The sequence below is a fragment of the Variovorax sp. 01N425 genome (assembly GCF_056399465.1).
In genome coordinates, this window is record NZ_JBFTRJ010000005.1 from 401034 (window position 1) to 412467 (window position 11434).

Genomic DNA, 11434 nt, shown 5'->3' on the forward strand with positions numbered 1-11434 from the left:
CATAGCCCAAGGAGACAAGCCATGCTTTCAACAACAAACCTCGTCAAGAAGACGCTCGGCCTGGTGCTGGGCCTCGCCGGCATGCTGGCCACGGGCCATGCAAGCGCCCAGGCCGCGGAGTGGCCCACCAAGCCGATCCGGATCGTGGTGGGCTTCGCGCCCGGCACGCCGCCCGACATCTTCGCGCGCATGTACGGCGACTATGCGAGCCGCAAGCTCGGCGTGCCGGTGCTCATCGACAACAAGCCCGGCACGGCCGGCAACCTGGCGTCGGACACGGTCGCCAAGGCGCCCGCGGACGGCTACACCTTTCTCTACAACCTGTCGACCGCGTTCACGATCAACCCGTACATCTACAGCAAGCTGCCGTTCGACCCCGAGAAGGACCTGGTTCCCGTCGCCACCACGATGCGCCAGGGCCTCGTGCTGATCGCCAACACCAAGTTCCCGGCCAAGACCCTCAAGGAGCTCGTGGCCGCGGCCAAGGAAAAGCCCGGCACCTATTCGCACGCCTCGTACGGCGCGGGAAGCCCTTCGCAGCTGATCGTCGAATCCCTGAAGGACGAGGTGGGCATCACCATGCTGCATGTGCCCTACCGCGCGAGCCCCATCGCCGATCTCGTCGGCGGACAGGTCGACACCTTGATGGAACCCATCGCCACGGGCTACCCGCTGATCAGCAGCGGCCGCGTGCAGGCGCTGGCCTACTCGGGCCCCACGCGGCACCCCGCGCTGCCCGATGTGCCCACGCTTTCGGAGGTGATGCCGGGCTTCTCGATGATGTCGTGGCACGGCATCTGGGCGCCCGCGAACACGCCGGCCGCGGTGCTCAACCGGTTCAACGCGGTGTTCGTCGAAGCGAGCAAGGACCCGGACCTTGCCAAGCGCATCAAGGACCTCAACAGCGAGCCGCTGGGCGTCACGCGCACCGAGATGAGCGCGATGGTGCGACGCGACGCGGAGATCTACAGCCGCGTCGTGAAGGCGCGCAACATCCGCGTGGATTGACCTGCCGCGCCCGTCGGCCTCCACTCCTCGCGGCCCTTAACATCGGCCGTGATGACCGCTTCACTGCCACCCGAAATCATCCCGCAGCTGGCGCAGGCGCGCGCCGTTCTCGAGCGCCACCTGGCCGGCACGCTCCAGGCCATTCACCTGTTCGGCTCCGCCGTCGATGGGGGGCTCAAGCCGCACAGCGACATCGACCTGATGGTGACCGTGGAAGCGCCGCTGGCCGCACAAGTGCGGCATCCGCTGATGACGGACCTGCTGTCGGTCTCGGGCAGCGCCGGCACCGATGGCCCGTGGCGCCCGCTCGAAGTGACGCTCGTGGTGCGGGACGAGGTCGTGCCCTGGCGCTATCCGCCGCTGCGCGAACTGCAGTTCGGCGAATGGCTGCGCGAAGAGTTGCAGGCCGGCATCGTGGAGCCGGCCATGCCGGACCATGACCTGGCGATCCTGCTCACGAAGCTCCGGCAGCACAGCGTCTGCCTGCTCGGCCTTCCTGCGGACGAACTGTTCGACCCCGTGCCGCGCGCCGATTTCTCCCAGTCGCTGCTGGACACCGTGGCGCAGTGGAACGACGCGCCGGACTGGCAGGGCGACGAGCGCAATGTGGTGCTCGCGCTCGCGCGCATCTGGTTCAGTGCCTGCACCGGCCAGATTGCGCCCAAGGATGCCGCCGCCGCATGGGCGCTGGAGCGCCTGCCGGGCGAGCATCGGCCCGTGCTGGCAAGCGCGCTTGCGGCCTACCTGGGCCATGCGCCGGACAACTTGGCCGATCGTCCTACCCAGCTCGCGGCATTCGTGCGCTACACCAAGGCGCTGATCGAGGGTGTCGTCTGCGCAGGCCCCGCGCCCGCGCGGTGAGCCATTGCGCCAGTCGCACCCCGCCAGGCTTTCCTCCAGGCACGACGAAAAGGAGAGACACGGATGTACGTCATCATGGGTGGTACGGGGCATGTCGGTTCGGCGGTCGCGCAGGCGCTGCTCGGCCGCGGCGAAGCAGTGACGATCGTCACGCGCGACGCGAAGCGCGCAGGCGCGTGGCGCGCAAAGGGCGCCGAGATTGCCGAGGCGAATGCTGAAGACGTGGCGTCGCTGCGCGCGGCGTTGCAGCGCGGGCGCCGCGCCTTCCTGCTCAATCCATCCGCGGACACGTCGGCGGACACCGACACCATCGAGCGGCGCACGGTCGCCAACATCGTGCAGGCGCTCGAAGGCTCGGGGCTGCAGAAGGTGGTGGCGGAATCGACCGGCGGCGCGCAGCCCGGCGAGCGCATCGGCGACCTGAGCGTGCTGTGGGAACTCGAAGAGGGCCTGCGCCGCCAATCCATTCCGGCGGCCATCAACCGCGCGGCCTACTACATGAGCAACTGGGACGGACTGCTCGATACGGTGCGCAGCACGGGCAGGCTGCCCACGATGTTCGATCCCGAGCTTGCCATTCCCATGGCCGCGCCGCACGACCTCGGCGAGATCGCGGCCCGCAGGCTGGTGTCCCCGCTCGACGACGTCGGCATCCGCTACGTGGAGGGCCCGCGGCGCTATACCTCGGCCGACGTGGCAAGGGCGTTCTCGCAGGCGTTCGGCCGGCCGGTGGAGCTCGACGTCACGCCGCGCGGCAAGTGGAAGGCAGCGTTCCGCGGCCTCGGCTTTTCCGAAGCTGCCGCGGACTCGTATGCGCGGATGACCGCGGTGAGCGTCGACAGCGGCTTCGAGATGCCAGGCGACGCGCTGCGCGGCTCGACGACGCTCGAGGCCTACATCCGCGGCCTGGTGGCGCGAGCCTGACGGCGGCGCGCCACCCATCACCAACGTTCAGGCAGCGAGCACCTGCAGGTTGCCGACACCCGGCAACACGCGCAGCGTGGCGGCCGTCCTCACCGAATAGTCGCGGCTCAGCACCGTGCTGATCTCGATGTAGTCGCAGCGCGCCTCGGCCGGCGTGAGCGTCAGCACGGCATAGCCGCGCTTGCTGGTCTCGGCGTAGCGCAGGTCGTCGACCATGCGCCGGAAGCCATCGGCCAGCAGGTCATTGGCAATCAGCGGCAGCGCCCGCTCGAAGCCGGGCGACGACACCGACGAGGTTCCGAATTCCACGCCGACCCGCTGCCCGGAGGCGTCGGTGAGGTTCCCGGCCCAGGCGTTGTGCGTGTCGCCGGCCAGCGAGATCAGGTTCTTGCCCTGGTTGCGCGCCATGGCAAGCACCGCATCGCGCGCGGCCGGGTAGCCGTCCCACGCGTCCAGGTTGTAGGGCACCTTCTGCTGCGTGATCAGCGCGCGCTGGCTGTCGCTGCGGGCGGAATCCGGAAGCGCCTGCGCCGCCAGGTAGGCGGTCAGCGTCTCGAGGCTGAAGTCGGTCGCAATGCTCAAGGGAATGGCCATGCGCATCATGAGCACCTGCTGGCCGAGCACCTGCCAGGTGCAGGGCGATGCGGCCATGCGCTGGGACAGCCAGTCCACCTGCGGCTGGCCCATCAGCTGCCGCGTGGCCGCCGAAGCCTCGCCGGCCAGGTACTGCGAGAGCGTGACCTGCTTGTCGCGGCCGATCAGCCGGGTGTCGAGCATGTGCATCGAAGCCAGCGTGCCGAAGTCGAAGGAGCGGTAGATCCGCAGCGGGTTGGCCGGATCGGGCAGCCGCGTCGGCAGCCACTCGTGGTAGGCCTGCACGGCGGCCGCGCGCCGGGCCGCGAAGCTGCCTTCGGTCGCTTCGTCGTGGTTCTCGGCGCCGCCGGACCATGCGCCGTTGGCCAGGTCGTGGTCGTCCCACACCGCGATCATGGGCAGCCGCGCATGCAGGGCGCGCAGGTCGCCGTCGGTGCGGTACTGCGCGTGGCGCAGGCGGTAGTCGGCGAGCGTCAGGATCTCGTGGTCGGGGTTCGATGTGCGGTCGATCGCAATGGCCAGCTGCGACGCATAGCCCACCACCCCGTACTCGTAGATGTAGTCGCCCAGGTGCAGCACCACGTCGATGTCGGTGCGCTTGGCAATGTCGGCATAGACGTTGAAGTAGCCGCTCGGGAAATTGGAGCAGGACACCACCGCCAGCCTGGCCTGCGATACGCCGCCCACCGGCAGCGTGCGGGTGCGGCCGATGGGCGAATGGTCGTTGCCCATCAAGAAGCGATAGAAATAGGTGCTGGCCGGCTGGAGCCCCATGGCGTCCACCTTGACCGTGTAGTCGCGCTCGGGACCGGTGCTCGCGGTGCCGCGCGCCACGATGATGCCGAAGCGCTCGTCGCTGGCCACTTCCCACTCGACGTTGAGGGTGCCCGGCGCGGCGGCCGTCACGCGGGTCCAGAGGATCACGCGGTCGGACAAGGGATCGCCGCTCGCGATCCCGTGCTTGAACACCGAGTTGGAGTCGTCGGGCGGACGCCCGCCCCCCACTCCGCCGCCGATGCCGATGCCCCCTCCTCCGCCGCCGCCGCCACCCCCGCCACAGGCGGTCAGGCCGATGCCGCTGCCCGAGAACATCGCGAACAGCACGGCGCTGCGCAGCAGCGAGCGCCGGGTGGTGCCGCTCAGGGCTTGCGGAGGGTCGGTGTCTGCATCGTGAACGGCATGGCTTGCCTCGCCGTTGTTCTTCTTCTCGTCGTGGATGCGCATGGCAGTCTCCTGATCCGCCGACGGCAAGACGCACGGCACGCCTCGGTCCCCGTTCGACGTCGGCGCCATTTGAATGTGAGGACCTTGGTTTTCAACGTAGGCTGCCGCCGATGCGCGCGTCAGCCGGGAGCGCACGGCGTGCCCTCAGTTCAGGGTGTCGAAGAGCCTGAAGATCCACGACAGCTGGTAGACCAGCGTGCCGGCCACGAAGGCGGTATGAAAGCGCGGGCTCGCCGTTCTGGCGGCCACGATGCACAGCGCCACGAGAACGGGCGTGCGGATCAGGTACTCCAGCGCAAAGCGCGCGAAGTGCGCCTCGCCCTTGATCAGTGTGTCGACCACGTCGAGCAGGTAGGTCGCACCCAGCAGGCCGAAGAACCAGGCGCGCCGGGCATAGAAATAGTCTTCATAGCTCGCGTAGTCGCGCATGCTGTCCGGAAAGAGCAGCGCGCACAGCAGGAACAGCACGATCGCGTAGCTCACGATGAAGGCATAGGTGCCGAAGGTCCAGCTCTCGATCTGGTAGAGGCCGAACTCCCACCACCAGAAATGCACCAGCGCCAGCAGCACCGAAGCCACCCACGCAAGGTGCACCGCATAGAGCCGGTACTGCGCCGGGTGCTGCACGATGCGCGCCACGCCCGACAACAGCCGCGTCACGCCAAGGCCGATCACCATGCCCATGACGATGCGGATGTGCGGGAAGATGTCGTGGGCGGAGATGGCTTGTTGCTGCATTCGGGGGCTTGGGTTGGGACGATGCCCAGGGTGGCCGGGCTGCGACGCCACGCTACAGCACCTGGAGGTCGCGGCTTTGCGCAAGACCCTGCTGCGATCGGGCGTTTTGCTCCAACCGCATGGCGCATTCCCGGCTGCGAACGCCTGCTACGCCCGGGCCATTCCCCGCATCAATGTGAGCAGGGCATGTTCGAGGTCTTTCTCGAAGTCGTACCGCAGGCTCTTCAACTCGGGGAGTTCGGTCACCTGCGCGGCCATCCCTGCCGGGTTGCTGAGCGGCCACAGCCCGATGATGAGCGGCAGCGAATGCTTCACCACCTGTTCGAAGGCCGGCACCGGCATGGCGGGCACGCGGGCATGGAAGTCCTGCGCTGTCCGTTGCCGGACGGCCAGCAGGCTGCCTTTGAAGTCGACCATGCGTTCGAACGACACCTTGCGCTCGAGGATGGACGGCAGGATGCTGATCAGCCGGCAAAGCAAGGGCCGCGCAGAAATGGTCGAGGCGAAGACGCGGGCAATGTGCTCGACGCTCGCGCCAGCCTTGCCGCCGCGCGCCAGTGCCGTGCCCAGCTCGGCATGCCAGCCTGCAAATTCCTCGACGAGCAGGTCCATCAGCACGGCCTCGCTGCTTTCGAAGTACCGGTAGACGTTCGACTTGGTCATCTGCGCCTCGCGCGCGAGTTCGTTGATGCCCAGGTCGAGGGCCTCCGGGCTCTGGTGCAGCATTTCCCGGGCGGTGGCCAGCAGGTGGCGGCGCCGCTCTTCCTTCTGCTCGGCAGAGCGGGCGCGTACGTAGGGGATGGGCGAATTCATGCGGCGATCACACTCCATTTGCTAAAAGACCGATGGTCTGTTAAATTACAGACCGTCGGTCTCCAATCTTGCCTGAAAGCAAGGATGCCGGCCACCTCCAGCATCACAGCGGCTTCAACAAAGGCGAACATCATGGCTACCAACGTCGACTCCTGGGTTCTCATCACTGGCGCATCCAGTGGTTTTGGCGAGGAATTTGCAAGGCAATACGCGGCCAAGGGCCACCCGCTGATTCTGGTTGCGCGCCGGCTCGACCGGCTGCAGGCCCTGGCTTCCGCACTGCACCAGGAGTGGGGCGTCAAGGTCATCGTGGAGCAGGCCGACCTGTCGGACGTGGCCGCCGTCCAGGCGCTGCACGCCAGCCTTTGCGAGCGCGCCATCGAGGTCGAGATCCTGATCAACAACGCGGGCCATGGCCTGCAGGGCACTTTCCTCGACACGCCGATGCAAAGCACCCTGGACATGCTGCAGCTGGACGTCGCGAGCCTGACGGTCATGACGCGGCTCTTCGGCGAGGACATGCGCGCACGCGGCCACGGCAAGATACTGCTCGTGGCCAGCATGCTGGCTTACTTTGGCGTGGAAAACATGGCCGTCTATGGCGCAGCCAAGGCCTATGTGCTGCGCCTTGGCGATGCGCTGCACCGCGAGTTCAAGCGCGATGGCGTGACGGTGACCTCGCTGTGCCCCGGCATGTCCGACACCGGCTTTGCGCAGGCCGCAAAACAGAAGATCACATGGGGGCTCAAGCTGCTGATGATGAAGCCGGCACCGGTGGTGCGGGCGGGAATCCAAGCGCTGCACGCCGGCCGCGTCAGTGTGGTTCCAGGCTTCAACAACAAGGCGGCCGTGGCGATGGTGTGGGCAACGCCGCGATGGCTGCACCAGGCCATCTTTGCGCGCGTCATGAACAGTTGAGCGCGTTGCGCAGGCCCCCAGCGCCGCCGCCAGGTGCCTGGCCAACTCACAATGCCGTCTTTTGCCCTGGGAGCCGAAGATGGACGAAACCGGAGATGTCGCGGACGACCTGATGGCCCTGGTCGCCGTGGTCGAGGCAGGCGGGTTCAGCGCCGCGAGCCAGCGCTTCGGCATTCCCGTGTCGCGGCTCAGCCGCCGCATCTCGGGGCTCGAGAAACGCCTGAACGTCAGCCTGATCGTGCGCAATTCGCGCAGGTTCAAGGTGACCGACATCGGACAGCGGATGTATGCGCACGGCGCGAACATCCGGGCCGAAGCGCAGCGCGCGCTGTCCGCCGCGCGCGACAGCCTGGGCGAGGCATCGGGCACGCTTCGCATCTCGTGTCCCATCGCCTTGAGTGCCATGCTCGTGGGCCCGCTGGCCATCGACTTCAGCCTGAGGCATCCGCGCGTGGCGATCACGCTCGACGCAACCGACGGCCGGCCCTCGGCGTTCAGCGATCCCGTCGACCTGTTGATTCGTCCTTCGGTCAAGCCGCTTCGCGACTCGAGCCTGGTGATGCGCAAGCTGGCCGACATTCCCTACGTACTCGTCGCATCGCCCAAGGTCCGCGACGCGCTGCCGGGTGCCGCGCTTCCCGCGCAGTTGCAGGGCTGCCCGGCGATCGGCTGGACCTTCATGCCACATCCTGCACGCTGGTTGCTGAACCACGCGCACGAGGGCGACGCAGAGATCGATGTGCGCGTGCAGTTCACGAGCGACAGCCTGCTGCAGATCCGCGAAGCTGCGCTCGCGGGGCTCGGTGTGGCGCAGCTGCCCGCCTCGATGTGCACCGCGGACTTCAAGGCCCGGCGCCTCGGCCTGATCGCGCCCGGCTGGGCGCCGCCGCCGATCTCGCTTTTTGCGCTCTATCCCTCGCGGCGCGATCTCACCATTGCGGGGCGCCTTTTCCTGGACGAACTCTGCGAAGCGGCCTCGGTGCTGGGCCAGCCGGGCCAAGGCAACGCATTTTTGGAAAGCTGAGTTGCGCTGCCGCCCCTGTCATGCGGCGGTCATCCTTCCTAGACTCGCGGCCGCTTCGGCACCATCCCGGGCCGGCGAACAAGGAAGCACATGACGACTTCGAGCGACCCATGCGAGCATTCGGCAACCAACCGGCGCCGGTTCATCCTTTCCGCCGGCGCATTGGCCGCCGTGCCGCTGAGTGGCTGCGGCGGTGGCGGCAACAGCGGCAACGGCTTTCTCCCGTTGCCCGCTGCGGCGGCGCCTCCCGCACCCGCACCCGCCCCTGCACCCGCACCCGCGCCGGCCCCGGCACCCGTGGTCGAAACGAGCTCCGGCACATTGAAGGGCCAGCGCACGGCCGATGACGCCGTCGCGTTCTTCCTCGGCGTCCCGTATGCGCAGCCGCCCGTCGGCGCCCTGCGCTTTCGCTCCCCGCAGCCGTACCGGGCTCCGGGCGGCGTGTTCGACGCAACGGCTTTCGGGGCCGCCAGCCTGCAGACCTTGCCGGCGTACGTGACCTGGATCTATCCCTCTCCTGCGGTTCAGAGCGAGGATTGCCTGACGCTGAACGTGTGGGCGCCGAGCCAGCGCGGCAAGCTGCCCGTCGTGGTGTGGCTGCACGGCGGCGCATGGCGCACCGGCGCCACCAGCATGCCGCTGATGAACGGCGAGGCGCTCGCGCGCAAGGGCGTGGTCGTCGTCACCGCCAATTTCCGGCTCGGCGCGATGGGCACGCTGTCGCACCCGGACCTCGTCGATCCCGACACGGGGGCGCAAGCCAACTGGCAGCTGCAGGACCAGATCGCGGTGCTGCAGTGGGTGCGGCGCAACGCCGAGGCTTTCGGTGGCGATCCCGCCAATGTCTGCCTCATCGGGCAGTCCGCCGGCGGCACGAGCGGCGCGATCCTGGCACAGAACCCTGTCGCGCGCGCCTGCTTCCAGAAGGCCATGCTGCTGAGCCCGGCCGGGGTGCCGGCGCCCACCGGCTTCACCCTGGCCGACGCCGGGAGGTATGCCGAAGCGCTGGCCGCCAAGCTGCAGACCACGCCCTCGGGCCTGCGCGACATTCCGGCGTCGACGCTGCACCAGGCCGAACTCGCGCTCAATGCGCAGCCATTGCCGGCGGGCATCACCTCCGGCCGGGGCTTGCGTGCAGCACCGATCATCGACGGCCAGGTCTGCCTTTCCGACTGGACGCGCACCGCATGGCCAGGCGATCTTCCCCTCGTGATCGCCAATACGCTGACGGAAGGATCGTTCTTCCTCGATGCCTACGACCCGATCACCCAGGCACGGCTGACGCCGGCGCTGCCTGCCAGCCGCGCCGAGCTCCTGGCCTTGGTGATACCCCAGGTAGGTGGTTCGCAGGCGAACGCCGATGCGGTGATCGACGCCTACACCGATGCAGCCGCACGCGAAGGCCGGTCGACCGCACCGGGTGATGTGTGGATCGAGATCTACGGCGACCGCGTCCTTCGCAACTTCAGCGTGCGCTATGCCGCGAAGGTCGCCGGCGACGGAGGCAATGTCCGATACGCCACCTATGCGCATCAGATCCAGGCGCCGGGGCGCGGCGTGCCCCATTGCGCGGAATTGCCCATGCTGTTCGGCAGCTTCGGCCTCGACTACTACCGGGACAAGGTGGGGGCAGGCGCCGCCGAAGCGCAGCTGTCGGAGGCATTGATGACCGCGGTGCTGTCGTTCGCGAGCGATGGGAATGCGCGGCTGGCGCCGGAGCTCGATTGGCCGCGCTTTTCGGGCGCGTCGGACTCCGCGGCGTCGTTCGGCGGACAGAACGCCGCGGTGGCGGCGATCGGTCCGGTACCCAAGTTCGCGCAACTGAGTGTCTGGGACGCCCTGCTCGGCTATTGAGTCACCCGGGCGGGCGCAAGGTTCCGGCGTTTCGCCATCCAAGGCGGCTGGATGCTTCGGCTGCTGCATGGCGAACGGCGGTTGCGGCGCTGGAGTTCCAGTCGGCCGAAAAACCGTCCCGGTGCCCGAGCGCCGTGATCACGACCACGGGCTCGCCGTCATGGTCGAGCACAGGGGCGCTGAAGGCGTTGACGCCGGGAATCGGCTTTCCCTCGGCGCGCGTGACGCCGTGCTCGCGAAGCTCCGCCACAGCCTGCCGAAGCTCCTCGGCCTTCGGCTTGCGCAGCGGCGCCTTCCGATCGTCCGGGTCTCCGAGCGCCACCGCCATGGCCTTCTCGATGCGTTCGGCGGGCAGCACGGCGGCAAAGGCGCGGCCGGTGGCCGTGCCGAGTATCGACATCACGGTGCCGGCGCGCATGGAGACGTGCAGCGGCTCGCGCGCCTCGATCATCCGGATGATCGTCGGTCCGAAGTTGCCCCAGATGGCCACCGCGACCGCGTGCCCGGTGGACGCCGCAAGCTGTTGGGCAACGGGCAACGCCACCCGGACCGGGTCCAGCTGGTGCAGGCATGTCAGTCCCAGGCGCAGCGCGGCCGGGCCAAGCGCATAGCGGCCGGTGTCGGGTTCCTGTTCGATCAGCCCGAGCTTGCCGAAGCTCACCAGGTACGGGTGCGCACGTGAAGCGGGAAGCCCGGATCGGCTCGAGAGATCCCTGAGCGTCAGGGGCGTCTGGCTGTCGGCCAGCGCAAGCAGCAGCCGCCCGCCGACTTCGATCGCCTGGACGGCCCGCTGCGCCTTGTCTTCCTTCGCAGCTTCTTCGGGGTGGCTGTCTCGCATATCGCCTTTCAGGTTGCCGCAAGTCTAGTTGGCGCGTGACGAAGGGATTCACTGCGTGCCAGCCCCGCTGGCAGCACCGGTCCTGGGGAAAACACCTAATTCCTTCTATACAAATCAGTTTGCCATAAACAAATTCACATTGCATACTGCAAACGCGTTTGTTTTAGACAAATTCGATCCCAGGAACCCTACGCATGAACACCCCCAAGAAATTCGCCTCGCAAGCCGACCTCGAAGAGAAGCAGGTCAGCTTCACCCGGCTCTCGGAACACGCCTGGGCCTATACCGCCGAAGGCGATCCGAACACCGGCATCGTCGTGGGGGACGACGCCGTGCTGGTGGCCGACACCCAGGCCACGCCCGCCATGGCGGCCGACGTGGTGCGCCGCATCCGCGAAGTGACCGACAAGCCCATCAAGTACGTGGTGCTCACGCACTACCACGCGGTGCGCGTACTGGGCGCGGCCGGCTACGGTGCCGAGCACATCATGGCCAGCCAGGACACGCGCGACCTGATCGTGGAGCGCGGCGAACAGGACAAGGCCAGCGAGATCGGCCGCTTCCCGCGCCTGTTCCAGAACGTCGAGACGGTGCCGCCGGGCCTGACCTGGCCCACCATGACCTTCACCGGCAAGATG

At 67.8% G+C, this 11434-nt stretch carries 11 protein-coding genes; 7 read left to right on the plus strand and 4 right to left on the minus strand.

Annotated elements, in window-relative coordinates:
• Positions 1 to 21 precede the first annotated feature (21 nt).
• The 3 genes from AC1DSC_RS11830 to AC1DSC_RS11840 all read left to right on the plus strand — a co-directional run bounded on the left by AC1DSC_RS11830 (position 22) and on the right by AC1DSC_RS11840 (position 2793).
• Positions 22 to 1008, plus strand: a complete 987-nt coding sequence (locus AC1DSC_RS11830; RefSeq protein WP_436288653.1) for a Bug family tripartite tricarboxylate transporter substrate binding protein — start codon at positions 22 to 24, stop codon at positions 1006 to 1008.
• A 51-nt stretch (positions 1009 to 1059) separates the two neighbouring features.
• Positions 1060 to 1869, plus strand: coding sequence for an AadA family aminoglycoside 3''-O-nucleotidyltransferase (locus AC1DSC_RS11835; protein WP_436288652.1), 810 nt, complete (start codon positions 1060 to 1062; stop codon positions 1867 to 1869).
• Between the two features lie 63 nt (positions 1870 to 1932).
• Positions 1933 to 2793: an NmrA family NAD(P)-binding protein gene (locus tag AC1DSC_RS11840; RefSeq protein ID WP_436288651.1), complete on the plus strand. Its 861-nt coding sequence runs from the start codon at positions 1933 to 1935 to the stop codon at positions 2791 to 2793.
• A gap of 27 nt (positions 2794 to 2820) precedes the next feature.
• Here AC1DSC_RS11840 and AC1DSC_RS11845 read toward each other — a convergent pair whose 3' ends face one another.
• The 3 genes from AC1DSC_RS11845 to AC1DSC_RS11855 form a co-directional block, all read right to left on the minus strand.
• Positions 2821 to 4611, minus strand: a complete 1791-nt coding sequence (locus AC1DSC_RS11845; protein ID WP_436288650.1) for an alkaline phosphatase D family protein — start codon at positions 4609 to 4611, stop codon at positions 2821 to 2823.
• Positions 4612 to 4755: 144 nt separating this feature from the next.
• Positions 4756 to 5349 (minus strand): hypothetical protein, encoded by a 594-nt coding sequence (locus tag AC1DSC_RS11850; RefSeq protein ID WP_418147875.1) that lies wholly within the window; start codon positions 5347 to 5349, stop codon positions 4756 to 4758.
• Positions 5350 to 5496: 147 nt separating this feature from the next.
• Positions 5497 to 6162, minus strand: a complete 666-nt coding sequence (locus AC1DSC_RS11855) for a TetR/AcrR family transcriptional regulator (protein WP_418147873.1) — start codon at positions 6160 to 6162, stop codon at positions 5497 to 5499.
• Positions 6163 to 6294: 132 nt separating this feature from the next.
• On the opposite strand from AC1DSC_RS11855, the gene AC1DSC_RS11860 reads away from it, so the two are divergent.
• From AC1DSC_RS11860 to AC1DSC_RS11870, 3 genes are all read left to right on the plus strand, one after another.
• Positions 6295 to 7080 carry an SDR family NAD(P)-dependent oxidoreductase gene (locus AC1DSC_RS11860; protein WP_436288649.1) on the plus strand — a complete coding sequence of 262 codons (786 nt, stop codon included), beginning with the start codon at positions 6295 to 6297 and terminating at the stop codon, positions 7078 to 7080.
• A gap of 79 nt (positions 7081 to 7159) precedes the next feature.
• Entirely contained in the window at positions 7160 to 8104 is a 945-nt protein-coding gene (locus tag AC1DSC_RS11865; RefSeq protein ID WP_418147869.1) for a LysR substrate-binding domain-containing protein, read from the plus strand.
• Positions 8105 to 8194: 90 nt separating this feature from the next.
• Positions 8195 to 9958 carry a carboxylesterase/lipase family protein gene (locus tag AC1DSC_RS11870; RefSeq protein ID WP_418147868.1) on the plus strand — a complete coding sequence of 588 codons (1764 nt, stop codon included), beginning with the start codon at positions 8195 to 8197 and terminating at the stop codon, positions 9956 to 9958.
• 1 nt (position 9959) lies between these two features.
• Here the strand turns inward: AC1DSC_RS11870 and AC1DSC_RS11875 are convergent, their stop codons facing one another.
• Positions 9960 to 10796: an IclR family transcriptional regulator gene (locus AC1DSC_RS11875; RefSeq protein WP_418147866.1), complete on the minus strand. Its 837-nt coding sequence runs from the start codon at positions 10794 to 10796 to the stop codon at positions 9960 to 9962.
• A gap of 194 nt (positions 10797 to 10990) precedes the next feature.
• On the opposite strand from AC1DSC_RS11875, the gene AC1DSC_RS11880 reads away from it, so the two are divergent.
• The coding region (locus AC1DSC_RS11880; RefSeq protein WP_478131817.1) for an MBL fold metallo-hydrolase at positions 10991 to 11434 on the plus strand (444 nt) is incomplete at its 3' end.

Excerpts from the sequence above, each read along its gene's own strand:
- AC1DSC_RS11830 (WP_436288653.1), top strand. The coding sequence starts at position 22 with ATGCTTTCAACAACAAACCTCGTCAAGAAGACGCTCGGCCTGGTGCTG.
- AC1DSC_RS11835 (WP_436288652.1), top strand. The coding sequence starts at position 1,060 with ATGACCGCTTCACTGCCACCCGAAATCATCCCGCAGCTGGCGCAGGCG.
- AC1DSC_RS11840 (WP_436288651.1), top strand. The coding sequence starts at position 1,933 with ATGTACGTCATCATGGGTGGTACGGGGCATGTCGGTTCGGCGGTCGCG.
- AC1DSC_RS11845 (WP_436288650.1), bottom strand. The coding sequence starts at position 4,611 with ATGCGCATCCACGACGAGAAGAAGAACAACGGCGAGGCAAGCCATGCC.
- AC1DSC_RS11850 (WP_418147875.1), bottom strand. The coding sequence starts at position 5,349 with ATGCAGCAACAAGCCATCTCCGCCCACGACATCTTCCCGCACATCCGC.
- AC1DSC_RS11855 (WP_418147873.1), bottom strand. The coding sequence starts at position 6,162 with ATGAATTCGCCCATCCCCTACGTACGCGCCCGCTCTGCCGAGCAGAAG.
- AC1DSC_RS11860 (WP_436288649.1), top strand. The coding sequence starts at position 6,295 with ATGGCTACCAACGTCGACTCCTGGGTTCTCATCACTGGCGCATCCAGT.
- AC1DSC_RS11865 (WP_418147869.1), top strand. The coding sequence starts at position 7,160 with ATGGACGAAACCGGAGATGTCGCGGACGACCTGATGGCCCTGGTCGCC.
- AC1DSC_RS11870 (WP_418147868.1), top strand. The coding sequence starts at position 8,195 with ATGACGACTTCGAGCGACCCATGCGAGCATTCGGCAACCAACCGGCGC.
- AC1DSC_RS11875 (WP_418147866.1), bottom strand. The coding sequence starts at position 10,796 with ATGCGAGACAGCCACCCCGAAGAAGCTGCGAAGGAAGACAAGGCGCAG.